Origin of the sequence: uncultured Lamprocystis sp., from assembly GCF_903933125.1 — a bacterium.
Taxonomy (GTDB): Bacteria; Pseudomonadota; Gammaproteobacteria; order Chromatiales; family Chromatiaceae; genus Thiodictyon.
On record NZ_CAIZIZ010000432.1, the window covers coordinates 1 to 23366 of the forward strand.

Consider the following 23366-nt stretch of genomic DNA (forward strand, 5'->3'; position numbering starts at 1 on the left):
TCCTACCGTAGGAGCGGCCCGCGGCCGCGACGGGCTGCCGCAATGACGGGTCGGCTGGCCGGAATTATGATCAAGGCCTCTGGTCCGGCTGGATCACCATCTCCCGCTACGGGGTTCAGACTGCGCTGCAACCCGTCGACACATGACCGGCATTCGACAATGGGGCTTCGGCTGGCGGGACGTGCTGGTCACGGTGCCGGTGGTCAATGTCCTGTTGTTCTTGCCCCTGATGGCGGTGTTTCCCACGGCACTGACCCAGGCATCGCCGGCGGATATCGCCGTCCAGGCGCTGTACCAGGGAGTGATCGTCAATATCTTCGCGTTGATGTGTGTGGCTTACGCCATCAACCATCTCGGTACGATGACCGTCTCATTGTTTATGTCCTTTGTGCCGGTGACCACCGCCATGCTCGCCTGGCTGCTGCTCCGCGAGGTCCTGAGCATCAATGAAATTACCGGTATCGTCGGCTGTTCACTGGGGCTGATGTTGTACGCGCGGGGGCGCTGGTGGTGATTACCGGGGCGAAGGGGGAAGATTGCGCTGACCAAATGATTCTCGCTGACGGGTATTTTGTCACTTCCTTCTTCCAGACCTGACCCCTGCCCTTCCTTATCTTGCCTGTTGGACGGGGTTCCGGGCCAGGACCAGCCAGCCGGCGACCGGCTCGCCGCACTCGCGGCGGGGAGACTTCTGCTCGATCTTGACGAGCGACAGACCTGCCTCCCCGAGCGCGGTCGTTACATATTCCTTGGAATGGGCATAACGCCCGTGATGGCATAACTGGTAATCGGTCGTCGCGTCCTCTGCGAGCGCCTCGAGCGTGAAGCACAGGTAACCCGCGGGGCGCAGTGTGCGGGCCGCGGCGCGCAACGCATCGTCGATTGCGCCGAAATAGATCAGGGCATCCGTGGATACGACCAGATCATAGCGATTCGGGTGCTCCTCCATAAAGGCGGTCAGTTCGGCCTGGTGTAGCGCGTCGTAGAGACCGCGCCGGCGGGCCTGGCCCAGCATTCCGGCGGAGAGATCCACACCCTCCAGTGTGGCCGCGTAGGGCCGCAGGAGGGCCGCGCACAGACCAGTCCCGCAGCCGGCGTCGAGCACTGCCAGGTCCGCGGCCGCGGCACCGATGCAGGCGGCAACCATCTCGCCTGCTTGGGTCGGGGCAGCGTATTCGAGCGACGCCAAGCGCGAATCGAAGCTCTTGGAGAAGGTGTCGAAGACCGTTTGCACATAGGCATCGGATGCGCGCACCGGAACCCCCACACCGGTGCAGGCTGCCAGGAGGTGCGCCGGCTCGGGGTTGTCGGGTTCGATCGCGAGCCAGTCGCGGAAGACCCCGGCAGCCTTGTCGAGAAGCCCGAGCCGGATATAGGCCAGGCTCTGGATTCCGCGTGAGCGGGCGTCCTGCGGCCGGCGCTTGAGCACCTTACCGCTGTGCTCCAGGGCTTCCTCGCTTCGCCCGGTCTGGGCATAGACGCTGGAGAGCGTGATGCAGGCGTCGGTGAAATCCGGCGCGATCTGGATGGCCCGCAGCAGGCATCGCTCGGCCTGCGCATAGAGGCCGAGTGCCTTCAACAGCACCGCGTAATTATGGAGCGTATCGGGCCTGTCCCGATCCAGCGCGAGCGCGGCGCGATACGCGCGGTCCGCATCCGCGAAGCGCTCGTTCTCGAGCATCAGGTTACCGAGATTGTTGTGAAAGACCGCATGGTCGGGGACCAGCTCGACGGAGCGGCTCATGAGTCGCAGCGCCTCGTCGGCGCGTCCCTGGGCATGGGCGACCATCCCCAGAAAATGGAGCGCGTCCGGATGCTCGGGCACCAACTCGAGGACGCGCTGGTAGATCGCGGAGGCAGGCCCGAGTTCGCCGGCCTCGTGCAGCGCGTTGGCCAGGCTCAGCGCTTCGGCCACGCTCAGTTCTTGAATCGGTTCTATTGTCGGCTGCGCGGCGGTCGGTTCCATGGGAGCCAGGCCTCGGGTTTTGTGTTTGCACCAAGGGTATCGGCGAGCGGCGGATAGAGGTCGGCCAGGGATCCGCCAGCACTAAGATCAGGGACTCACGGGACTAATGAGAACATGAGGAAAACGGCCAGAAAGTGCCCTGCGCTTCGGCCCGCAGGATAGACTGTAGCGCGCCGGCTGTGAAGGCTGTAAAGCTGCAGCTGCCCGGGTAGGCAACGGCGACCCGTTTAGCATCGTTGCGCGTTTCGTTGTGCATCGCAGACATTTTCGCTCCTGATATTGGAATGATCGACGGTTACCACTCGCTTCGGTCGACCGCGCCCAGCGTAACCCACGTCGCAACCGAGCGTCCGCTCAATCTGCTCGCGGAAGCGGTCGTTGCCGAAAGGTGTTCCGGTCTGCAGGCAAGCGTGCATTTGCTCGAGCAGGATCGGATCGAGATGAGCGGTGAACAGATCCCGATAGGCCGCCTGTCGCTCTGTCTCCGAGCCGCCAAGCGTCCGATAGTCCGAATGGGTGGCGATCAGCGGGTTGCGCTCGCCGAGTGCGTTGCATCGGTAGCTCGACCACGGATAGTCCCCCGGTGCAGCGACCATGCCCGCGCGGACCGGGTTAAGCTCGATATACCGGTAGCAGGCGAGCAGGTAGGACTGGGCTTGCACCAGGCTGGCCTTGAAGCGTCCCTCCCAGAGCGTCCCGCTACGTCGATACTCATGGTTGACGTAGGGCACATAGCGCTGTCCGACCGACTGCATCATGCGGCTGATGGCGGCGGCGTCCTTCGGCGTGACGAGCAGGTGCACATGATTGGTCATCAACACATAGGCGTGGATGGCGCAATCGTTGCATTCGGCGGCCTCGCCCAGCCAGCCGAGATAGACACGGTAGTCGTTTTCGGCAAAAAAGACGGCTTGGCGGTTGTTGCCGCGTTGGACGATATGCGTGGGGATGTCGGGGAGGAAGAACCTAGGCTTGCGGGGCATGGGAATGGACCTGTTGGGAGCCATTCCTCAAGCATAACAGAGAAAAGGGCTCTGACCCCTTTTCTTCCAGGCCGGAGCCAACAGCGCGAATCGGACAACGACGTACTGCTGCTGGTTTGTGGAGCCTCCTTGACCCCAGCCGAACAGGACTCCGTGCGGAATGCTCACGGTGCGGGTGAGCGATGGTCCGCTTGCTGGCGTCTGGGGAGCGCTCGTCAGCTTCAACGCTCGCCCTGTAGCCGGATCAATGGCATCAAATTCGTCGGTGCCGTTGCGGCGAATGAGCAATATCCAATGATCGCCCACTGCCGACGATTTGTAGTCCACCTGAGCGGCGATCGGATGACCGGCCAAGAGATTGCTTGATATGTACTCGACATCGTTGGGTGAGAGCAGCTTGACTCGGCCGTGCTCGTCATAGTTCATCCCCAACGCTTCGGCCGCCGCCGGCATTTTGAGATCGGACGATTCAAAGGCTCCGGCGCGTCTCAGGATTCGATTCACTGCCGGCGGATCGAGGTCGCACGGTTCCAATCCCTCCGGCCAGTGCGTGGTGGGCGTTCCGATCACCGTGGCTGCCATGGTCAAGGTACATAGGGCACACCCGTGGCTGCCGATATTGTTGCTTCCATCCCCCAAGACCTCGGACGAGTAATCTCCCTGTTTAAATGCCTTGAATCCGCCTATTGCCGTCGGCCGCGGATCAACGCGCGGCTTTACCGCTGAAACGGAAGCAACGTTGCCGTTGAGAGCCTTCCATGTGTCTTTGTTCGGCGCCACTGTGCCGTCGACAGCCGGACCCGACCAGCCCATGACCTTTTCCTGGAACTGCTCGATGGCCCCGATGGTAAGTTTTCCGCAGTCGCCGTCGGGCACCAGCTTGCTGAGCCCGCTGGCCTTGAATTTCGCTTTGCGGTCCAGCGCCATGTTCAGCAACTTCTGGATCACCCGTACATCCGGCGGGTCGTTCAATCCCATTTTTCCAACAGGGAATTTGATGCTACGTGCCTGCGTTGTCATGTCGATCGACTCCACAAGAATGGTGGAATTTCTTGCTTGGTTCCTTGACCCTATTTTCTGCCTACTTCAATTCCTCGAGTAGCTGCAGCTCGGTACTGACTTCTATTTCACTATTTATTCTCCCTGAGTGATTTTGTATTTCTGTAGGGGTTTAAAAAGGCCTTGCTTTCTTTCCCTCCGTTTCACATTTTTCAGAATCTAGCTGTCGACGTGATTGAGTGTAGAGCATACCTGTCATCTGGCAAGGGAACCCCGAATCCTTTTTTCCGCCCCCACCTTCCCGGCGCAGAGCGCCCGACCTAGAGGTGGCACCGCGGAGCGGTGTCACCAGCGCGGGGAGCGAGGGCGGGTGAGGCGCACTCAGCCGTCAAAGCTGTAGCTGAACCCCCCGTCGGCCACCCCGATCGCAATCCGCTCGATCTTCTTCCCCTCCATCGTCCGATTCAAAATCTCCCGACTGATCGCCGGCAAGACCGTATTGGTCAGTATGGCATCCACCACCCGCGCCCCACTCTCCACCTCCGCACACCGCTTGGCGATCAGGTCCACCACCGCGTCGTCGTAGGTCAGCACGGCGCGATGGTTGTCACTGATCCGCCGGACCACCCGGTCGAGCTGAAGCCGGATGATGGTCGCCAGGATCGCATCGCTCAGCGGGTAATAGGGGATGGTGACGATGCGGCCCAGGAGCGCGGGCGGGAAGGTCTTGAGCAGCGGGGCGCGCAGGGCTTGGGTCAGCCCCTCGACATCCGGCATCAGGTCCGGATCCTTGCACATGCTCATGATGAGATCCGTGCCGGCGTTGCTGGTTAGCAGGATGACGGTGTTGTGGAAGTCGATATAGCGGCCCTCGGCGTCTTCCATCCAGCCTTTGTCGAAGACCTGGAAGAAGATCTCATGTACGTCGGGATGGGCTTTTTCCACCTCGTCGAGCAGGACCACGCTATAAGGCTTGCGGCGGACGGCCTCGGTGAGAATACCGCCTTCGCCATAGCCGACATAGCCGGGGGGCGAGCCCTTGAGGGTGGAGACGCTATGCGCCTCCTGGAACTCGCTCATGTTGATGGTGATGATGTTCTGCTCGCCGCCGTAGAGTGCCTCGGCGAGTGCGAGCCCGGTCTCGGTCTTGCCCACGCCGGAGGGGCCGGCGAGCATGAAGACGCCGATCGGTTTGTTGGGGTTGTCGAGCTTGGCGCGCGAGGTCTGGATGCGGGCGGCGATGGCATCGAGTGCATGACGCTGGCCGACGACCCGCTTGTTGAGGGTCTCGGCGAGGTTCAGCACCGCCTTCACTTCGTCCTTGACCATGCGGCCCAGCGGGATGCCGGTCCAGTCGGCGACCACGGAGGCAACCGCCTGGGCGTCGACGCTCGGCAGGATCAGGGGGCGTTCGCCCTGCAGGTCCGCCAACTCGGCCTGGAGGGTGCGCATCTGTTCCAAGGCCGCGGCGCGCTCGGGCTCGCCGAGGGCGGCGGGAGCGGTCGCGGCGGGCGTCGCGCCGGTCCCGGCCGCCTGCTCCAGGTCGCTCCCGGTCCCTTCGACCGGGGCAGTCGTGCCGCGCAGTTGTCCGCGCAGTTCCAGGATCCGGGTCACCAGGCCCTTCTCGGACTCCCAGCGGGCATTGAGTCCCAGCAGGCGCTCGCGTTCGACGGCCAGCTTCTCGTTGACGGCCTGCTCGCGCTCCGCGGTCGCTACACCCACCGCGGCCTCGCGGCCGATGATGGCGAGTTCGGTCGTCAGGCCCTCGATGCGGCGCCGGCAGTCCTCGACCTCCGGGGGTTCGGCGGACTGACTGATGGCGACCCGGGCGCAGGCGGTATCGAGCAGGCTCACCGCCTTGTCCGGCAGTTGGCGCGCCGGGATGTAGCGGTGGGAGAGGCGCACGGCGGCCTCCAGGCCCTCGTCCAGGAGTTGGACCTGGTGGTGCTTCTCAAGCGTCGAGGCGATGCCCCGGACCATGAGGATCGCTTTCTCCTCGCTCGGCTCGTCGACCTGGACGACCTGGAAGCGGCGGGTGAGCGCCGGGTCCTTCTCGATGTATTTTTTGTACTCGGCCCAGGTGGTGGCGGCGACGGTGCGCAGGGTCCCGCGGGCCAGCGCGGGCTTGAGCAGGTTGGCCGCGTCGCCGGTGCCGGCGCTGCCGCCGGCGCCGACCAGGGTGTGGGCCTCGTCGATGAAGAGGATGATGGGCTTGGGCGACGCCTGGACCTCTTCGATGACCTGGCGCAGCCGGTTCTCAAACTCGCCCTTCATGCTGGCCCCGGCCTGGAGCAGGCCCACGTCGAGGGTGCGCAGTGACACCTCCTTGAGCGGCGGGGGAACGTCTCCGGCGGCGATGCGCAGGGCAAAGCCTTCGACCACCGCGGTCTTGCCGACACCGGCCTCGCCGGTGAGGATGGGGTTGTTCTGACGGCGGCGCATGAGGATGTCGATGAGCTGGCGGATCTCCTCGTCGCGTCCCACGATGGGGTCCAGTTCCCCCTTGCGGGCGCGCTCGGTGAGGTCCACCGAGAACTGCTTGAGTGCCTGCTGTTTGCCCATCTGGGCCGGGGCCATGGCGTCGCTCGCCTCACCCGGCGCGGCACCGCCGCCCAGGTGAAAGCCGTCGCTCGCCGCCATGCGTTCCTCCGGGGAGCCTGCGCAGATCTCGGCAAAGCCGTCGGTGAGTGCGTCGGCCTGCACCTTTTCAAATTGGCGGGAGATGCCGAGTAGACCGCTGCGCAGCCCCTTGGTTTTGAGGATGCCCACCATCAGGTGCCCGGTGCGCACCTGCGACTCGTTGAGGAGCAGGGTGGCGTAGGTCCAGGCGCGCTCGGCGGCTTCTTCCACGTCGGAGGACAGGTCGGAGATGGAGCGGGAGCCCCGCGGCAGGCGGTCCAGGGCCTCGGTGAAGTCACGCGCCAGGCCCGCCGGGTCCAGTTGGAAGCGGCGGATGATCCGGTGCAGGTCCGAGTCCTGGCCCTGCAGGATTTGATTGAGCCAGTGCACCAGCTCCACGTAGGGGTTGCCGCGCATCTTGCAGAAGACCGTGGCGCTTTCGATCGCTTTATACGCGAGCGGGTTGAGCTTACCGAACAGTGCCGCGCGGTTGATCTCGGACATGGGCTGGCTCCTGGAGCGTTGGTGTAGTGCTAGAGCGTTGAGCTTAGGCGATTTCCGTGCATAGACATCCCGACTGCGCATGCGCAGAAAGCCTGTTGGGTTGTAGGGGCGAATGAATTCGCCCCTACACGGCGGTAGATCCTTTCCCGGAAATCACCTTAAACAGCGATCATCGGTCTACAGCGCGAGTTTTACAGCGACCATCGGTCCGCGCAGCGGACCCTACAATTCGGACTCCGGTCGCTGGGCGTGCGGATCGAGTTTGAGATCGTCCCCGTCGCGGCCGAGCGCACCGCTGGTGAGCCAGGTGGTCCAGCCCAGGCGGCTCCCGACACCGAGCCGCAATGGCGGGACTTCGGACTGCGCCAGTACGGGGCTGAGGTCCCACACGAGCGCGTCGCCCGCGTAGTTGCGGACCGCGGCCTTGACCCGCGCCAGGGCGGCCCCGCCAGGCAGCAGGCTCAGGTAAGCGGTGAGCCGCAGCGGACCGATGCGGACACGAAATTTTGACTGATGGTCCCAGACGCGTCCGCCGAGGGTCGTGGTTTGGCCCAGCGTGGCGCTGTCCGGCGTCTCACCCAACCGGAGCCGACAGTTGTCGGGCAGTGTCAACCAATGCCCGATCCACTCATCAATGCGCACCGGCAGGCCCAGGAGCACGCCCAGGATGGACCGCAGCCCCTCCGCGTGGCGGGTCTGGCAGGAGAGGTGACCGGTGAAATGGCGCTTGGCCAGATCCGGCATGGCGTCGCGGTCGCGACAGGCCGGCAGGCCGGTTCCGCTCAGGGTCCCCAGATAGAAACCGAAGCGGTCCGCGTGCGGACGGTCGTAGCTGACGGCCGGCTGGGCTTGCGCCCAGGCCCGGTAGAGCAGGGCGAGCATCCGGTGATTGAAGGTGTCCAAAAAGCGCGCCAGCGTCGGATCGGCGGCGTGGCGCAGCCGCTCGCGCACGTACTCGGTCAGGTGCAGGGGCAGCGGGCCGTTGGGTCCCAGCAGGCCCATGAAATAGACCAACAGGCGCGGTGGGTGCCCTCCCGCTGATGGGTGCAGCGCGGCGAGTTCGGCCGGGGCGAAGCGCAGCGAGGGCTGCTGCCCCAGGCGCACGGGGTCATCGGCGGCGCGCGGTGAGGCACCGATTCGCGGGCGATCCGGCTGGAGGCTGTCGAGCCGACGCAAGGTGTGACAGAACCCATAATCCCATGGGGTTTGCGCCAGGCCCGCGAGCAGTTCGGCGCGCTGACGCGCCGCCGGATCGGGCGCAGACACTGGTGCGGACGCGGGTTCAGTCGCCCAGTCGATCATGGGACCGGCGTCCGGTTCGCTCACAGGATCGGGCGGCGGCCGATGGTCGCTGGCCATCGCATCAACTCCCCGCGGTCGGCGCGCAGGACGGTCTCGGTGAATCCGTTGATGGTGCAGTAGCGGGCGAAGAAGCGCTCCAGCACCGCCCCGAGCAGGAAGGCGCCGGTGCCTTCAAAGGCGGCTTCATCGCAGTCCACGGTAATCTCCAGTCCACGCGCATAGGTCACCGGGCGCACGCCGGGCAGGCGCCGGACGATGCCCTGGGACGAGACCCGGCGGATACCCTCCACCTGCTTGCGTCCCTCGGCGCTGGCGAAATCTCCGTACAGGGTCAGCAGTTCACGCAGGGCGGCCGCACCCTTGCCGCCGTCGGAGTCCGCGATCGACAGGTAATTCAGCGACAGATGGTCGATCAGCCGCCAAGCTGTATCGGCATGGGCGTGTGAATGGCGTGGCTGGGTGGGACCGGCGCGGACGCGCACGGCTCGCACCGGTGCGCCTGATTCCAGCGTAAAGTCGGTCTTGCCGGACCCGATGGTCAAGTACAGCGGCAGGTTCCGATTGGTGCAGAGCCCGGTCAAGGCGAGCTGCCGCAACTCGGCGGACCAGGGGGCCGCCGCCGCGTCGGTCAGGTTCAGAAAGATCTCGCTGCCGATATAACTGGAGCGGGGCCGCTGGTGTTGGGGCGTGGATGATTGACGCCGCGGGACGCGCTGGATGCTGTAGTAAGCCGGTCGCTCGCCGGTCGGACCGAGTTCGGCGGGTGCATAAAAGGGCCGGAACTCCCGCTCCACGGTCGCGCTCGAGCCGAATCCGGTGACGCTGTCCACCCGATAGACTTCGAAGTCCGTGGGGCGCGTGCGGTCCGGGACCACGTGAAAGTCGGGGCCCTGGTCGTTGAGATGAATCCGGTCGAACCGTTTGGGGAAGAGGTTGATCGCCGGCGTGCAGTGCAGGGCGAAGTTGGTGGCATCCAACACCCCGTCAAGCACCGGGGAGCGCTCGCCCAAGAGCAGGATCAGGTCGATCTCCGGCGCGGCGACGCGCGCCAGGGTAGGTCCCAAGCCGTCGACCGCGACGCACAAAAAGCGTTGCGGAAAGGCGAAATACTCGTGGAGGTGGCGATATCCCTGGAATGACGCCGGGGCGCAGGGGAGCAGCGCCTCGTTTTCCGCGAAGCCCAGCGGGTTCAGTACAGTGGCCGGTAGGGTCTCGATCCAGGGCACCGGTCGCGCGGTCGGCTGCACCAGCACTCCGACCGTGTCGCCCAGGAGTTGTGCGTAGAGTTCAAAAGGTAAGCGGTCCGATCCCTGTAAAAACAACACCAGCCTGAACCGTTCCGGCCGGCCGGGGGCCAACTGGGAGAAGGTCAGGTTGGCGGTGGTGCGCAGGCGCAGCCGGATGCCGGCTTTGCTGCGTTTGAGCACGGGGAGGTCGGAGCGGGCGACGGGTCCGGTGTGGCTGAAATACTCGGCTGCCGCGATCTCCATCGGCCAGAGCCGCACCGCGTGGGCGGTCCGGTACTCGCACGGCGTCTGCTCACCTTTGCCGAGGTTGCCGCGCAACACCGTGTCGCGCGGGACGTCGAAACCTTCGACGAGTGACCCTTCGCCCAAGTCGGGTTGCAACTCGACCACGGTCATCGACGGGGTCGGGGCCAGATAATGCGGATAGATGACTTCCAGCAGGTGCTGGGTGAAGGTGGGGAACTCGGCGTCGATCTTGAGTTGGACCCGTGCGGCGAGGAAGGCGAACCCTTCCAGCAGACGCTCGACATAGGGGTCGGCGCACTCGAAGCTTTCGAGCCCGAGTCGCCCGGCGATCTTGGGGAATTCACGGGCGAACTCGCCGCCCATCTCGCGCATGAAGCGCAGTTCTCGGTTATAGAATTCGAGCAGACGTGGGTCCATGGTCCTTGTCCTAGCCGCTGTAGCTCATGACCCGAATGTCACCGATGTCGAGGTCGATCTCGGTCTTGAGAAAGAGCCGCAGCGGGACCGGCTGCGCCCACAGATCCCCCTCGATGAGGAAGGTCATGGCGTTATGGCTCATCTGCTGCTCGTTGACTTCCAGGCGGACTTTGAGCGTCTGGCGCAGGATGCGCGGTTCGAAGTCGATGATGGCCTGGCGCAGCGTCCGTTCGAGTACGCCGACGTCGGTCCCCGACAGCGTCATGCCCGACAGGTCCGGCATGCCGAAGTTGAGTACCGAGCTGCTGACTTGGGGGTAGCCATTGAGATCCTGTCCAGCCGCCAGATTCGTGGTGTTGAGCAGCCACCCCAGATCGCGCAACACCGCCTCGCGCAGTCGCGACTGCCCGAAGACGCGCTGCTCTCGCGACTCCTGCGTCTTCTCGGGCTCGAAGTCGGTGAGCCGGTCGAGCAGCGAGGGCTGCAGCCGTTCTTTGTGCGACAGCTCAGCCAAGGGTGCTGTCTGCGCCCGTGACGCCGCCGGCATCCGTCGCGCCGGATGCAAAGACGATGTTGCGCACATCCATCAGCGGATACTCACCACCGTCGGTATAGAACATGCGTTGCCCCTGACCGAAATAGGTCTCGCCGGGTTGTTCCTGCCAGTCGGTCTTGCGGCCAAGGCGCAGTTCGGGGTCCGGCGAGGCCTCCGAGCCAGGATAGCGCGTCGGGATCAAACCCACGGACTCGCCGCCATTGGCCCAGGTAAAGTAGGCCGGGGTCCAGACCAGATCGCGCAGGTCCTCCGGCTTGTCCATGCGAATCGCAGAAATATTGTGGAAAGGAATCCAGTAATAACGGCCATTGACGATGGCTTCAACGACCGGTCCCAAACGGCTGTCGCCGTCCATGATCCAGTCGAAAGACACACCGTCGAGCTGTCCGGGCGTGCTCGGGGCGGCTTCCAGGGCACGCTCGCGCACGTCTTTGGCCTGGGCGCCGGCCCCTTGGGCGGCCAGGCGTGCCGCCTCGATCAGGAGTGCGAACCAGGGGTCGGGTTGGCCGAACACCAGCGGCGATCGGCGGCCGGCGAAGATCTCGCCGCGCAGCACCTCACAGTGCAGGGCTTCGCGGTAGGTCTGGACCATGGCGAGGTTCGCGGCGTCCAATTCGCCGGCGACCGTCAGTTGGTTCAGCGCCCGCTCCCACTGTCCCGTGAGTGCCAGGAGTTGGAAGAGGAAGACCCGATAGCTCGCGTTTGCCGGTGCTTTGCGCACCTGCTCCTGAAGCTGACGCAAGGAGGCTTCCGGGTCGCCTTCGCGCCATAGCTCTTCGGCCAGCATAGTGTTCTCTCCCGGTCGGTGCGTCGGTCGACCGACGATCCGCCGCGCCCGCGGAACCCCGCGAACGCGGCACGGATCGTCGCAGTGGGGCAGGCCGTGCCCCGCGGTTATTTCTTGAGGTTCTTCGCGATGTCCCAGCCGTACTTGATCGCGGCTTCCGCGGTGCCATCCTGCTTCTGCGGTGTGTAGTCCACATCGACTTCGGCGAAGTTGAGGCTGACGTTCTCGGTCAGCAGGTCCTGACCGCCCGAGCCGCCCGTGCTGTAGGAGGTCACGATCACCTCGGTCATCTTGATCAACAGGTACTCCACGGGGCTGTCGCCGCCAGCCTTGCGTACGGTCAGCAAGCCCTCTTTGAACTGCTTGCCGCTGGAGCAGTACTGCATCAGCACCGGCGAGGACTTGTCGATGTACTTGGTGATCGACAGGTCCTGAATCGAGACCTTGCCGGCACCGCCGCCGCCGCCAACGTGCATTGAGCCGGACTGGCTCATGCCCCAGGACCAGGCGAGTACGTCGATCTCTTCCGTATGTTTGGAGTCTTGGGACTCGCCCTTGACGCCTTCGAGCTTGAGAAACATGTCGACAGCCATATGCGAGCTCCTCTATCAGTTGCTTGATCGAACCGCGCACCCGCATCGCGCGGGTCCGCCAACCGCCGAGCCGTCATCGCATCGGACGCGCCGATGACGGAATTTCGTCTAACCGCCCTTCGCCGACGGCAGCTTGGAGACCAACCGCAGCGAGACGGTCAGGCCTTCGAGCTGGTAGTGCGGACGCAGGAAGAACTTGGATGTGTAGTAACCGGGGTTTCCTTCCACTTCCTCTACCACGACCTCCGCCGCGGCCAGCGGGCATTTGGCCTTGGTGTTTTCGCTCGAATGGGCCGGATCGCCATCCACATATTTGAGTATCCAGCTATTGAGCCACCGCTGCATGTCCTCGCGCTCCTTGAAGGACCCGACCTTGTCCCGCACGATGCACTTGAGATAGTGCGCGAAACGGCAGGTCGAAAACAGATAAGGCAGGCGCGCCGCCAGGTTGGCGTTGGCACTGGCGTCCGGATCATCGTACTCGAACGGCTTCTGCAGCGATTGGGCGCCGATGAAGGCGGCGAAGTCGGTGTTTTTCTTGTGCACCAGCGGCATGAAGCCGTTCTTCGCCAGTTCGGCCTCGCGTCGATCGCTGATGGCGATTTCGGTCGGGCACTTCATATCGACGCCGCCGTCATCCGTGGGGAACGTATGGCTGGGCAGCCCTTCCACCGCGCCGCCGGACTCGATGCCGCGGATGCGTGAGCACCAGCCGTACATCTTGAAGGAGCGGTTGATGTTGACCGCCATGGCGTAGGCCGAGTTGGCCCAGGTGTACTTGCCGTGCTGTGCTCCGGCGGTGTCTTCTTCGAAGTCGAATTCGTCCACCGGATTGGTATTGGCGCCGTAGGGCAAACGGGACAAAAAGCGCGGCATGGTCAGGCCAATGTAGCGCGCATCGTCGGACTCGCGCAACGAGCGCCAGGCGGCGTAGTCCGGGGTCTGGAAAATCTTGGTCAGGTCGCGCGGATTGGCCAGTTCCTGCCAACTGTCCATCTGCATCACGGTCGGTGCAGCGGCGGAGATGAAGGGCGCATGGATGGACGCGGAAATCTTGGCGAGTTCCCCGAGCAGTTCCACATCGGGAGGGCTTTGGTCAAAATAGTAATCGCCGACCAGGCAACCGAAGGGCTCGCCGCCGAACTGTCCATATTCCTCTTCATAGAGCTTCTTGAAGAGGGGGCTCTGGTCCCAGGCCGTGCCCTTGAACTTCTTCAGTGTCTTGTGCACCTCCTGCTTGGAGATGTTCATGACCCGGATCTTCAGCATCTCGTCCGTTTCGGTGTTATTGACGAGATAGTGCAGGCCGCGCCAGGCGCCCTCGAGCTGCTGGAAATCGGCGTGGTGCAGGATCAGGTTGACCTGCTCGGTGAGCTTCTGATCGATCGCCGCGATCATCGATTGGATGGTACGAACCGCATCGTCTGAAATGAGCGCGGTCTGGGCCAACGCCTGGGAGGCGAGGGTGGCGACCGCGCCTTCGACGGCTTCGCGGGCGCGATCGGTGCGGGGTTTGAATTCCTGATTGAGCAGCGAGGCGAAGCTGTCGACCTCGATGGTGCTGGTCTGGCCTTGGGCGCCGCCCGCGGTTTGGGTGTCGGTCTCGGCCATCGGATTAGCCCTCCGCCGTCGGCTGTTCGGATGCCGTGCCCGCGGCATCGGTCGGTTTGGGTGCCGCCGCCAAGGCCTGCAGCAAGGTCGGGTCTTTCAGCACCTTGGCGATCAGTTCTTCGGCGCCGCTTTTGCCGTCCATGTATGTGAGCAGATTGGATAACTGACCGCGTGCCTGGAGCAGTTTGTTCAGTGAGTCGACCTTACGCGCCACCGCCGCGGGGGCGAAGTCCTCCATCGACTCGAAAGTCAGTTCGACGTTGAGATTCCCCTCGCCAGTCAGGCTGTTAGGTACCTGAAAAGCGACGCGCGGTTTCATCGACTTGAGCCGGTCATCGAAGTTGTCGACATCGATCTCGAGCATCTTGCGATCCGCAACCGGCGGCAGGGCCTCCGCGGGTTTGCCTGACAGGTCAGCCAGGACACCCATCACGAAGGGGAGCTGGACCTTCTTCTCGGCTCCGTATAGCTCGACATCGTACTCGATCTGCACCCGCGGGGCGCGGTTGCGGGCGATGAACTTTTGACTGCTCTCTTTCGCCACTGGGCGTCTCCTCTTGAAGATTGTCTCTCGGGGCGTGGTCACCGCACGGGCGACCCGGTTTGTCGCGCTGCTTACGGCTTATCGGCGATCCCGCATACCTTTTCGATCTGTGGCAGAGCATCGGGAGCGAGATCGCGCAAAATGTCCACGAAGTTCCCGGTCGCCAGTCGCCGCGCCCGCTTGAGCAAAAACGGCACCGGACTCGACGGCTCGCAACGTGAATAGTAGTCGCAAATGAGGTCGAGCGTGCGCACCACATCGTCGCGGTTGCCGATCTGCCCCGGGGTACGCGCTGCCGGTGCCGCCGTGCCTGAAGCGGCCGGACCGTCGGGATTGACCTCCGCCGGTGCCGCCACCTCCGCGGCCGGCTGGCGAGGTGCCAAATGGGCTTGAAGAACGGCGTGGATCTGCGTCAACAGTCCGGCGAGCGGCGTTAGATCGGGCGTCTGTGAGGCGTCGACCTGTGCGGCCAGATCCTGGTTCAAGGCGCGCAAGGTCGTCCGGGCCGCGTCGGCGGCAGCGGTGACCGCGGCCAATTCGGCGAGGTCACATTCCTGAAAGGCGCCGTCGATCGCGGTCGTGTCCAGCGGTTTGGTATTGGGACGGGCCTTGGCGCGACCCTCCGCGACCTCGATGTCCCGCCACGTGATCGGGCCGAAGACGCGTGAGCGAATCAGGGGGGCGGCGCGCAGTTGGGACAGCACGGTGTCCGGGTGGGCGAGATCCGCCACCACGTTCATCCGTTCCATCGGGTCATTATTGTCGCTGGCATCCAGTGCCGGGTAGAGATCCGCCCAGAAGCGGTCGACCAGTCCCCGAATGAGTTCAAACCCGGCGTTCAGCCCCGGCAACCCGTCCTTCTCAAGCAAAGCGCGGGCCATGAGTACGGCAACCCGCAGGTTCTTGGAGCGCAGCATCAGGGTCTTACCCAAGGCCAGAACCTGCCGCCAGTCCGGCTCGCCGGCCGGCACCAGGGTGCCGCCCATCTGCTGCTCGGGGGTGCCGGTCGCAGCCTCGGTGAGGGCGCGGAAATCCGGATCGTATTCCAGGTCTTCCCCCGCGGGCTGCGCCGCGGAGACCGGTCCAAGCAGCGACTCGATGTCAATAGTGCTCATGTTCGGTAAAGATGACCCCATTGCCGGTGCGCGGCAGGCGTCACAGGTCGCGCCTGCCTTGTGTAATTCCGCCTAAGTGTAGCCGCAGTTACGCGGTTGTGCGTGCCCTGATGGCCGATCCGCAGCGCCGACTGTGACGCGTCGCTCATAGGGGTCAGGTACCACGCCTGCGACTCGGATATTACGCCCCGATCCGGTGACGTTCAATCGCTCGGACTCGTAGGAAACCGCCTTGTCGACGCGTAGGAAGCGGCCTACCATCGCCGTCATGGTATCCCCGTGTATGACCCCCCGTGGGCCGACAGCGTGCCGATCCTTGTTCTTTGCAACAAGCGTCCTTGAGTCATCGATAATGAACTGACTGTCAGCAGACACACCAGGCTCCCGTGACCAACAAGCAACAACTCGCCCGTGACCGCCTGGCCAAAGTGCTCGGACGGCAGGCCGCGGTCAGGGCCGCGGACCTGGCGCAGGCGTTGGGCGTCAGCGTGCCCACGCTGCACCGACTGCTGCAAGAACGCGCCGAGCCGATTCTGGTTGCGGGTCAGGCGCGCCGGACCCGCTATGCGTTGCGGCGCGCCGTGCGCGGGGATCCAGGTGAGTACCCGCTCTACGCCGTCGATACGTCGGGACGTGCAGTTCAGGTGGCCAGTCTGACAGCGGTCGCCCCTGCGGGGTGCTGGGTGTCGCTGCGCGGGACGGACTGGCCGGTGGTCGACGAGGCACGCGAAGGTTGGTGGGAGGGTCTGCCCTACCCGTTGTACGACATGCGCCCGCAGGGCTACCTGGGCCGGCAATTGGCGCGCGCGGTGCATTGCGCATTGGCCGTGCCGGACAACCCCAATCTGTGGAACGATGACGACATCCTGTTCGCATTGAGCCGCATCGGGTCGGAGATGAGCGGCAACCTGATTCTAGGCGATGATGCCTGTGAACGCTGGCAGCAGGACGGCCTGGCCCAGGCCGAGCCATTGTCCGAGCACGGGACGGCCGCCGCCTATGTTCAGTTGGCTGCGCAGGCCGTGGCCGCAGGGGTTCCGGGATCGAGCGCGGCGGGTGAGTTTCCCAAATTTCCGGCCCGGCGTGATCTCGCGGGCCGCCCGACGCCGCATGTCCTGGTCAAATTCTCCGGCGCTGATGATTCGCCCGCGGTCAGGCGCTGGTCGGATCTGCTGGTGTGTGAGCACTTGGCCTTGGAGTGCGCACGCACCCTGCCGCAGGTTGAGAGTGCCCATAGCCGGGTCCTGAGCCAGGCTGGTCGGACTTTTCTCGAAGTGGAACGATTCGATCGGCACGGCCCCCGGGGGCGCAGCCCACTGTGCAGCCTGGAGACACTCAATGCCGCACTGCTCGGGATGGGCACCCAGGACTGGGCCTGCCTGGCCGACGGTCTGGCCGCGGCGAAGCTGTTGGAGTCGGAGGATGTCGTGTGTATCCATCGACTGTGGTGGTTCGGGCGGCTGATCGCCAATTCCGACATGCACCTGGGCAATCTCAGTTTCCGGCCGTCGGGCGGACGCCTGCGTCTGGCGCCCACCTACGACATGCTGCCGATGCGTTATGCCCCCCTGCCGGGCGGGGAACTCCCCGCAGCCGAATGGACGCCGTCGCTGCCGTTGCCGGGCCACCGGGACCATTGGCTGGTTGCCTGCCGGGCGGCCGTGCACTTTTGGGATCTGGTCGCCGCGGATACCCGCATCGGGGCGGCCGTGCGCGGCTTGGGGCGGGTCCATCGTCAAGGGTTGCGCGAACTGGCGGAGCGGGTCTAGCCGATTTCCGTCACCTCCTGTATAGCCTTCCTACCTGATATCCGGACAGACCCTTGGTGTAGGGGCGGGTTTGAAACCCGCCCCTACGTCCGGTCATCACGTCCGATGGCTATACGACCTCGCTCCTCTTTTCGCCCGCCTTCCGCAACGCGCCGACAGGGGCATCGCCGGGCGATGCGCCTGTCGGGGCTTCTTCAGTCGGTGTTGACGCTGACCATCCAGGAGACGCCGAACCGATCGGCGACCATGCCGAAACAGGGCGACCAAAAGGTCTTCGCCAGGGGCATCTGAACCTGTCCGCCGTCTGACAATGCGGTGAATATCCGCTCTGCTTCGGCGGCGTCGGTGAACGCGAGCGAGAGTGAAAAACCTTGGAACGCGGCTGGCCCGGCGCAGGCGCCATCGGAGGCCATCAGCCTGGCGCTGCCGATACTAAAGTTGGCGTGCATCACATTCTTCTCGGTCCCGGGCGAGCACATCTCGGGTTCCGGGCTTTCCTCGTACCGCAGGAGCATCGTCACCTCGGCACCGAGCGTCTGGCGGTAGAATTCGAGCGCCTCCTCGCAACGGCCCTCGAAGAACAAATAGGGTTCGATGTTCATACTGATTTCCTCCGTCCGGATCGTTGGGTGGTCTGCTGCTGAATCATGCACGCGGTCTCGACGCCCGGCAACTGCGTGGGCGTGTGGGAGCGGCCTCCGGCCGCGATGCGGTGCCGCGGCGAACCGCGATGTTCAGTATCCCGCGAAGCCTCATCGCGGCCGGAGGCCGCTCCCACGGTGCGGGCACAGGGGAACCGGGGGCTAAAGTCGGTTCTCCATGATCAGAAACCACGGGCGTCGGCGCACCGGCTGCAAGCGGCCTTGGCCGTCCAGTTCCAGGGTCGTCCGGGACACTGAATTACGGACGTTGCCGCCGATGACGTCCAGGGTCTGGCCGCCGCGACTGACGGCCAGGTCGCAATGGAGGTTGGCGCCTTCCAGCGCGCGCGCGCTGGTGTAGCCGCCGATCGTCGCCGGGCGCGAGAAGCCCCGTGAGGCGCACACCAGATCGCCCGGTCGGGGACTGTAGTCCGCGATTCGCCGGGGGACGAACCAGCGGCCCGGAAAGTCGGCCTCGTCGATCATGCCGGCCAGGTAGACCCAGTGCGCGGAATCGCGGCGGAACTGCGCGTCCGGGACGCCGGCGTTCTGCATGACATAACTGAGGAACGCGGCGGACCAGGGTTGTTTGCAGTCCATCCCGTTCAACCCGCCTTTGCCGGCGGCCCGCCAGTAGGCGGCGACCCGTTCACTGCTGCTCGTATCGTCGTCCTCCCAGGTGCCGACATGAGGAATGCTCTCCTCGCTCCCTCGCAAGACCACGGTCTGACGATTGAAATACTCCCACTCGCGGGTCGCGCGCGCGATGATCGATTGCCGCAGCGCCGGGTTGGCGCGCGGCGGTACGCCGATACGGCGTCCGTTCCAGGTTCCGGCGTCGCCGCTGTCGGGTCGCTTGGCGGGGGCGCCGCAAGCAGCCAGTAGCAGACAGCAAACAAGGGCCACGGCCAGCTTGGGCCAAGCCTTGGAGGTGGTTGGGATCGGCACGGGGGGACTCCTTTTGAGTGATGCCGACACTTCGTGTGCGCTGCATGACGCGGCAGATGAAGCACCGGCCAGTGGCGGTCAACGCTAGCGCGGCGGCCGGCGGGCCTCGTGGAACCAGGGCCGGTACTCATCCATCCGTGCCCGTTGCTCGGCGGGCGTCTGACGACGGCAGGTGGCATAGTCCTGGGTCTGCGGCGTGGCGCCCCAGCGCCGTTCGATGCAGTCATTGGGGTTGTACGCGACTTCGAGCCCCGCGCGGCGGGCGTAGATGTCGCGCAGGCTGAGCCGCCAGGGGCTGCCGTCACCGCGGGTGTAGGTCGTGAACTGCGCGTCGAGGCTGCGGTCGTGGACCTGCGCGATCCGCGCGGCGGCGCCGGACGCGCTGTCACCGCGCAGGACATAGAGGTCCGGATAGCGGCGGATGCGCTCGGGCAGCCCCTCCAGCACGTTCATGGCGATCAACAGGCGCATGTCACGCGACGGGGTGGCAAAGTCCTCCCAGGGGCCGGTGGTCTCGAAGATGGCGGGGCCGCTGGGCATGGGGATGACGGTGCCGGGATGGGCACGCATATACGCCTCGCCCTTGTCCACCGAGTCCACCCGGGTCTGGAGCTGTTCCATCAGAGCCGCCAGCGTGGACGCATAGGCGGCCTCCGGCGCGAGTCCGTCCGGATTGATGAGCCGCTCCATGCGGGCGTAGAAGTCGGCGGGCGCGAGTCCCGCCTGCTCGGTGGAATAGGGCGGCAGACCGTCGCGGCCGGTGAGCGCATCGTTGGGCAGCAGACGCGCGCTGCCCTGGGTTGCGCCGGTCCGTACCAGCGGCCGGAACTGTTTGAAGCCAGGTCCCGCGCTCGGTGTTTGGGCGAACAGGAAGGTGCCTTCCCAGAAGCGTTTGCGGGCGACCGAGTTATCCGGCTGGGCGTCGACCGCGAGCAGCAGCCCCGGCTGTCCCGGCTGCTGAGCGATCCACTTGGTCAGAACCATGACGTGTCCGTAGGGGTCCGCGTAGACGGTTCCGGGCCAGAGCGCGGAACGTTCCAGCGGGACCGGGTAGAAGTCGGTCGCCTCGTCGCGCAAGCCGGTGCGCCCGCTGCCCGAGTGGACCGTGTCCATGATTCGCCGCGTCACCCCGCCGAATGCTTTTGCCGATGCTGGCGTGCCGGTGAAAGCGCTGTCGATGTTCGGACCTTCGCAGCGCGGCGCACCGTTACGGCTGCCGCGGTTGCAGGGTCGATAGGCGATCGGCAGACCGAGCTTCCAGGCGAAATAGGCGCGCAGAAAATAGGGTAGGTCCGCGCAATCCGGCTCGGCGGGCAAGCGGTTGTCCTCACCCGCGCCGAGATAGCCGTGCAGGAAGTTGCGCTCCGGGTCGCGCAGCACGGGAGCGAGCGAGTCGAAACTCAGTGACTGGTCCGGCGGGCCGTCGAACAACCGTTCGATCCAGACGGCATAGAACGCCTGGGTCGCCAGGTCCCAGTCCCCGGTGCCCTGCTCTCCGGCACCGCCGCCGACCTTGATTTCGGCACAGGCGACACCCCGGCCGCCGCGCGTCGCCTCGACCCGATAGGTTCCGGTCTTGGGCCGAAACACGCCGCCATGCAATCCCCAAGGCGGTCCGCCGTAACGGACCCCGCGCAGGGTGGTCTGACTGCCCGTCGGATCAGTGACCATGAGTTGATCCAAGGCCCCGTCGGTCGCGACCGCCAGGACCTCGAACGGCTCCCCGGCCGCGGGCCGCAGTGGGGCGGTCCAGACCCGCGCCTGCTCGCCCGGTTGGCAGGCGGTCGCCGCGGCGGCCGGATCGGCGAGCAGGAGGCTGGTCGTCGCCAGAGTGACGGCCAACAGGGACAGAAAGCGTGAATGTGGTGACATCGCAACCAAGGGTGAGCCCGAGCCAAGGTTCCGTGAGTGTATCCGGTCGGCGCCGTCGGTGCGACCGGGCGGGCGCGACAGTAGAGGCAATCGGCGAGGTGTCCGTCCGAGTTGTGGCAACGCGTCGCCAAAGTTGGTGCAACAATAATGATGGTAAATCACCTAAGCCAGACAACCACAACGGCTGCGGACCTGACCCCGCGGCGGGGGTTGCGCAGATGTTCAAGGCAGCCGGCTGGGTCGGCGGGCAGGAGTCCTACGCCGCCATCCAGGAGACGGTGAAGGGCAAGTACAAGGCCAACGGCCACATCGCCGGCCACGAGTCCTTCGCCGAGATCTCGCGGGTCGGCAACAAGCAGTGGCGCTTGGCCGGCAACATCGGCGGGTTTGATTCTCACGCCACCATCACGCAGACCGGCAACAACGAATGGCGGGTCTGTGGCCGGCTGTGCGGCCGCGAGACTATCGTGACGCTCAGCGGTGTCGGCGACGGGCAGTGGCAACTCTGCGAGATCGTCGGCAGCCACCAGGCGTCGATGACCATTCGCCGCGCCTGAGCGGGCTCGCATCTCAGGTCGAGACGTCCCAGGGTGCGTCGTCAGGGCTGGAAGCCCTGACGACGCATATCAGGCGGCCCGCAACGGGGCAATGTCCTCGGCTGTCAGTGCGGGCGCGTTGACACTCGCGAGGACTGCATTGATGTCCGCGATCGTTACCTTTCCCGGTGCCGTAATTTCGATACCGATCGGTTTTCCCGCTTCGGTGTAGTCGATGATCATTCCGACCCCAGCCGGTATCGTGCGTCGGCTCCGGTCGCCGGGGGAGCGGGACAGATACAGATAGGCGGCCAATGGACGCCCGTGCCGAAAGGTCACTTCGAGATACGGCCATTTCATGTGATTCACCCTGAGACTGGATAGGCTGTGATGACGACGAGCAGCCGCTCAATCGGGTCGGGCTCGACGATGACCTCCCAGCGCTGCATACGGAGGCGGGTAACAATGACCCACCGCTCTTCTACAACGTCTTTCCGGTAGGCTTTGGCGCGTTGTAGCATCTCCCGGAGGTCGACCTCGCTGAAATCCCGATCCTCCATACGTTTAAGCAGGTGAGGGGTGAGGTCGATCTCCCACTCCCACCAGTCCGGCCAAGGGTGCGCTCGTGCCATCTATTGTCTCCCGAACCTTTGCCGATGAGACCGGGGTTCTCAAGCGGGATGAGGTTTGAAACCCCGTCCCCAACATTTTGGGGCCTGGATACAATGCCAAGGTCGGAGTTGCCGCGGCTTCCAACACTTTGTTAAGCTTTGCTTTGTGGCCACTCGTATTCAGTATGCCGTCCCCGAAACTCCCTGCCGACGGGCGTGTTTCGTCCGCACCGGACCGGATGCATGGAGTGACCACCTCCTGGTGCCCGATCACCACGGACAGGATGTTGGTGTCGAGCAGGAACCTCAGTCGGTCCAATCGAAGACCTCCCCGGGGAGGGATCGCGCCACCCGTCGACCTCCTCAGGCGTCAAATCCGGCCAGTCGAAAGCGGCCTGGGTGCGCCAGTCGACAATGGCCTCCCAAAGACCAGGCCGCGTCTGGTCGGGGTGCATGGCGGCATCGTCAGACTCCGACATGAGCACGGCCACCGATTTACCGTGGCGCGTGAGATGCGCAACCTCGCCGCCCTCGACCCGATCGATCAGGCCGGTCAGGCGGGTCTTGGCCTCGGCAACTGAGATCTCGGTCACTTGGAATCACCCTCCGCGGGCTAGGGGTGTGGTGCGATGACCACCGGCATGGTCATCTTAGCCGGGCCGGCTCGGATCGAGAAGCCGGGTTGGCAGGCGCGGGATGCAGTGACGGGTTCCCTGGCTCTACGTCTGCATCCTGCTGGAGTTGCAGTCCACCGTCGACCGCCGAGGCCACGAATCTGGCAGGAGACCCCCGAGGAATCATTGCCGAGTCCGCACTCGGCGACTTGACGGGTATCCAGGCGTGGTACGCCGTCGAAGGGGTGTCGGAGGTTGGCGGCCGGCTTGTCGCCGAAATCTTCAAGCGCGTGGAGGTGCTCGCCGAGCACCCGAGCACCCGAGCATCGGGCGTATCGTTCCGGAGTTCGGCCAAACCTTCTGCGCGAGTTGGTACACCCTCCTTTCCGGATCTCGTGTATCGCCTCGACCCGTAGCGCGTTCGCATCGTTCGCGGAGCGAACGGTTGTTACGGCTGCCGGCATCTGCCAAGGTACAGAACCCCGCAGGTTGAGCATTGCATGCACCCGTCTCGGCCGATCCCGATTTGACTTAACTCGCATCCGGCAACGATGCTGGAGTTTCGGGCGAGAACTCCGGGGGCAGTTTGTTGATCTCGCCGCAGCCTACAGATACCGAATTGAGTGAACTGTCCCCGGAACTGAGTCGAACTCGCATGGGCAGTCGCCGGCTGATCGGGACCGAGGGCAAGAGCGCCTACGATTCCACGGATGTCGCCTTCTGGCACTACCACTGGTACGCGTTTCCGTTACTTTTCTTGCTTGATCGTTTTTGGGACCGGAAATGTGACGCCGCCAACAGAGACCCACTTTTTCCCCGGTTCGGACCTTAGGCTGACGTATACTTCAACCGGATGTCTTGGCACGCGAAAGACTTCGATTGATCG

Annotated in this window: 22 protein-coding genes and 1 pseudogene; 5 read left to right on the forward strand and 18 right to left on the reverse strand. The window is 64.7% G+C overall.

What is annotated here, in order from left to right; genetic code table 11:
* The first annotated feature begins 142 nt into the window (after positions 1 to 142).
* Positions 143 to 514, forward strand: coding sequence for an EamA family transporter (locus tag QZY03_RS23090; protein ID WP_295584986.1), 372 nt, complete (start codon positions 143 to 145; stop codon positions 512 to 514).
* Positions 515 to 610: 96 nt separating this feature from the next.
* Here the strand turns inward: QZY03_RS23090 and QZY03_RS23095 are convergent, their stop codons facing one another.
* The 12 genes from QZY03_RS23095 to tssA form a co-directional block, all read right to left on the reverse strand.
* Complete coding sequence (locus QZY03_RS23095) at positions 611 to 1966, reverse strand: tetratricopeptide repeat protein (RefSeq protein WP_295584987.1); 1356 nt, start codon at positions 1964 to 1966, stop codon at positions 611 to 613.
* Positions 1967 to 2193: 227 nt separating this feature from the next.
* Positions 2194 to 2949, reverse strand: a complete 756-nt coding sequence (locus QZY03_RS23100; RefSeq protein WP_295584989.1) for a transposase — start codon at positions 2947 to 2949, stop codon at positions 2194 to 2196.
* Between the two features lie 27 nt (positions 2950 to 2976).
* On the reverse strand, positions 2977 to 3969 hold the full coding sequence (locus QZY03_RS23105) for a peptidoglycan-binding domain-containing protein (RefSeq protein WP_295584990.1): 993 nt from the start codon (positions 3967 to 3969) through the stop codon (positions 2977 to 2979).
* A 360-nt stretch (positions 3970 to 4329) separates the two neighbouring features.
* Positions 4330 to 7071, reverse strand: a complete 2742-nt coding sequence (gene tssH / locus QZY03_RS23110) for a type VI secretion system ATPase TssH (RefSeq protein ID WP_295584992.1) — start codon at positions 7069 to 7071, stop codon at positions 4330 to 4332.
* Between the two features lie 222 nt (positions 7072 to 7293).
* Positions 7294 to 8430 carry a type VI secretion system baseplate subunit TssG gene (gene tssG, locus QZY03_RS23115; RefSeq protein WP_295584994.1) on the reverse strand — a complete coding sequence of 379 codons (1137 nt, stop codon included), beginning with the start codon at positions 8428 to 8430 and terminating at the stop codon, positions 7294 to 7296.
* Positions 8394 to 10283: a type VI secretion system baseplate subunit TssF gene (tssF, locus tag QZY03_RS23120; RefSeq protein ID WP_295584996.1), complete on the reverse strand. Its 1890-nt coding sequence runs from the start codon at positions 10281 to 10283 to the stop codon at positions 8394 to 8396. Before tssF ends, tssG begins: the two co-directional genes overlap by 37 nt.
* A gap of 10 nt (positions 10284 to 10293) precedes the next feature.
* Positions 10294 to 10797, reverse strand: coding sequence for a type VI secretion system baseplate subunit TssE (gene tssE / locus QZY03_RS23125; RefSeq protein ID WP_295584998.1), 504 nt, complete (start codon positions 10795 to 10797; stop codon positions 10294 to 10296).
* Entirely contained in the window at positions 10790 to 11626 is an 837-nt protein-coding gene (locus QZY03_RS23130; RefSeq protein ID WP_295585000.1) for a type VI secretion system accessory protein TagJ, read from the reverse strand. The genes tssE and QZY03_RS23130 overlap by 8 nt, the downstream gene beginning before the upstream one ends.
* A 107-nt stretch (positions 11627 to 11733) precedes the next feature.
* Positions 11734 to 12219, reverse strand: a complete 486-nt coding sequence (locus QZY03_RS23135; protein WP_295585002.1) for a type VI secretion system tube protein Hcp — start codon at positions 12217 to 12219, stop codon at positions 11734 to 11736.
* A 108-nt stretch (positions 12220 to 12327) separates the two neighbouring features.
* Complete coding sequence (tssC, locus tag QZY03_RS23140; protein WP_295585004.1) at positions 12328 to 13830, reverse strand: type VI secretion system contractile sheath large subunit; 1503 nt, start codon at positions 13828 to 13830, stop codon at positions 12328 to 12330.
* 4 nt (positions 13831 to 13834) lie between these two features.
* Positions 13835 to 14374, reverse strand: coding sequence for a type VI secretion system contractile sheath small subunit (gene tssB / locus QZY03_RS23145; RefSeq protein WP_295585006.1), 540 nt, complete (start codon positions 14372 to 14374; stop codon positions 13835 to 13837).
* A 71-nt stretch (positions 14375 to 14445) separates the two neighbouring features.
* Positions 14446 to 15489: a type VI secretion system protein TssA gene (tssA, locus tag QZY03_RS23150; RefSeq protein WP_295585008.1), complete on the reverse strand. Its 1044-nt coding sequence runs from the start codon at positions 15487 to 15489 to the stop codon at positions 14446 to 14448.
* A gap of 386 nt (positions 15490 to 15875) precedes the next feature.
* Here tssA and yjjJ point away from each other — a divergent pair, with 386 nt between their 5' ends.
* Complete coding sequence (gene yjjJ / locus QZY03_RS23155; RefSeq protein ID WP_295585009.1) at positions 15876 to 17258, forward strand: type II toxin-antitoxin system HipA family toxin YjjJ; 1383 nt, start codon at positions 15876 to 15878, stop codon at positions 17256 to 17258.
* Positions 17259 to 17452: 194 nt separating this feature from the next.
* On the opposite strand, the gene QZY03_RS23160 is transcribed toward yjjJ, so the two are convergent.
* From QZY03_RS23160 to QZY03_RS23170, 3 genes are all read right to left on the reverse strand, one after another.
* Positions 17453 to 17860, reverse strand: a complete 408-nt coding sequence (locus tag QZY03_RS23160; protein ID WP_295585011.1) for a VOC family protein — start codon at positions 17858 to 17860, stop codon at positions 17453 to 17455.
* A gap of 201 nt (positions 17861 to 18061) precedes the next feature.
* Positions 18062 to 18847: a DUF2272 domain-containing protein gene (locus QZY03_RS23165; protein ID WP_295585013.1), complete on the reverse strand. Its 786-nt coding sequence runs from the start codon at positions 18845 to 18847 to the stop codon at positions 18062 to 18064.
* Between the two features lie 84 nt (positions 18848 to 18931).
* Complete coding sequence (locus tag QZY03_RS23170) at positions 18932 to 20719, reverse strand: hypothetical protein (protein WP_295585015.1); 1788 nt, start codon at positions 20717 to 20719, stop codon at positions 18932 to 18934.
* A 218-nt stretch (positions 20720 to 20937) separates the two neighbouring features.
* On the opposite strand from QZY03_RS23170, the gene QZY03_RS23175 reads away from it, so the two are divergent.
* Positions 20938 to 21276, forward strand: coding sequence for a hypothetical protein (locus QZY03_RS23175; RefSeq protein ID WP_295585017.1), 339 nt, complete (start codon positions 20938 to 20940; stop codon positions 21274 to 21276).
* Positions 21277 to 21345: 69 nt separating this feature from the next.
* On the opposite strand, the gene QZY03_RS23180 is transcribed toward QZY03_RS23175, so the two are convergent.
* The 3 genes from QZY03_RS23180 to QZY03_RS23190 form a co-directional block, all read right to left on the reverse strand.
* Positions 21346 to 21615, reverse strand: coding sequence for a DUF2283 domain-containing protein (locus tag QZY03_RS23180; RefSeq protein WP_295585019.1), 270 nt, complete (start codon positions 21613 to 21615; stop codon positions 21346 to 21348).
* Positions 21616 to 21620: 5 nt separating this feature from the next.
* The gene (locus tag QZY03_RS23185; RefSeq protein WP_295585021.1) at positions 21621 to 21887 is read right to left on the reverse strand and encodes a DUF4258 domain-containing protein; all 267 of its coding nucleotides are present in this window, start codon (positions 21885 to 21887) and stop codon (positions 21621 to 21623) included.
* A 131-nt stretch (positions 21888 to 22018) separates the two neighbouring features.
* Positions 22019 to 22459, reverse strand: coding sequence for a type II toxin-antitoxin system Phd/YefM family antitoxin (locus QZY03_RS23190; RefSeq protein WP_295585023.1), 441 nt, complete (start codon positions 22457 to 22459; stop codon positions 22019 to 22021).
* A 203-nt stretch (positions 22460 to 22662) separates the two neighbouring features.
* Between QZY03_RS23190 and QZY03_RS23195 the strand changes: the two are divergent.
* A pseudogene (locus QZY03_RS23195) lies at positions 22663 to 22893 on the forward strand (type II toxin-antitoxin system RelE/ParE family toxin); the annotation flags it as partial.
* Positions 22894 to 23135: 242 nt separating this feature from the next.
* Entirely contained in the window at positions 23136 to 23312 is a 177-nt protein-coding gene (locus QZY03_RS23200) for a TraU family protein (RefSeq protein ID WP_295585052.1), read from the forward strand.
* Positions 23313 to 23366 lie beyond the last annotated feature (54 nt).

Bases quoted from the DNA above. Each gene is read 5' to 3' on its own strand.
- QZY03_RS23095 (WP_295584987.1), bottom strand. From the start codon at position 1,966: ATGGAACCGACCGCCGCGCAGCCGACAATAGAACCGATTCAAGAACTG.
- QZY03_RS23130 (WP_295585000.1), bottom strand. From the start codon at position 11,626: ATGCTGGCCGAAGAGCTATGGCGCGAAGGCGACCCGGAAGCCTCCTTG.
- tssF (WP_295584996.1), bottom strand. From the start codon at position 10,283: ATGGACCCACGTCTGCTCGAATTCTATAACCGAGAACTGCGCTTCATG.
- tssG (WP_295584994.1), bottom strand. From the start codon at position 8,430: ATGGCCAGCGACCATCGGCCGCCGCCCGATCCTGTGAGCGAACCGGAC.
- QZY03_RS23175 (WP_295585017.1), top strand. From the start codon at position 20,938: ATGTTCAAGGCAGCCGGCTGGGTCGGCGGGCAGGAGTCCTACGCCGCC.
- tssC (WP_295585004.1), bottom strand. From the start codon at position 13,830: ATGGCCGAGACCGACACCCAAACCGCGGGCGGCGCCCAAGGCCAGACC.
- QZY03_RS23180 (WP_295585019.1), bottom strand. From the start codon at position 21,615: ATGAAATGGCCGTATCTCGAAGTGACCTTTCGGCACGGGCGTCCATTG.
- QZY03_RS23170 (WP_295585015.1), bottom strand. From the start codon at position 20,719: ATGTCACCACATTCACGCTTTCTGTCCCTGTTGGCCGTCACTCTGGCG.
- QZY03_RS23185 (WP_295585021.1), bottom strand. From the start codon at position 21,887: ATGGCACGAGCGCACCCTTGGCCGGACTGGTGGGAGTGGGAGATCGAC.
- QZY03_RS23100 (WP_295584989.1), bottom strand. From the start codon at position 2,949: ATGCCCCGCAAGCCTAGGTTCTTCCTCCCCGACATCCCCACGCATATC.
- QZY03_RS23090 (WP_295584986.1), top strand. From the start codon at position 143: ATGACCGGCATTCGACAATGGGGCTTCGGCTGGCGGGACGTGCTGGTC.
- tssA (WP_295585008.1), bottom strand. From the start codon at position 15,489: ATGAGCACTATTGACATCGAGTCGCTGCTTGGACCGGTCTCCGCGGCG.
- QZY03_RS23200 (WP_295585052.1), top strand. From the start codon at position 23,136: ATGGGCAGTCGCCGGCTGATCGGGACCGAGGGCAAGAGCGCCTACGAT.
- QZY03_RS23105 (WP_295584990.1), bottom strand. From the start codon at position 3,969: ATGACAACGCAGGCACGTAGCATCAAATTCCCTGTTGGAAAAATGGGA.
- QZY03_RS23135 (WP_295585002.1), bottom strand. From the start codon at position 12,219: ATGGCTGTCGACATGTTTCTCAAGCTCGAAGGCGTCAAGGGCGAGTCC.
- tssH (WP_295584992.1), bottom strand. From the start codon at position 7,071: ATGTCCGAGATCAACCGCGCGGCACTGTTCGGTAAGCTCAACCCGCTC.
- QZY03_RS23160 (WP_295585011.1), bottom strand. From the start codon at position 17,860: ATGAACATCGAACCCTATTTGTTCTTCGAGGGCCGTTGCGAGGAGGCG.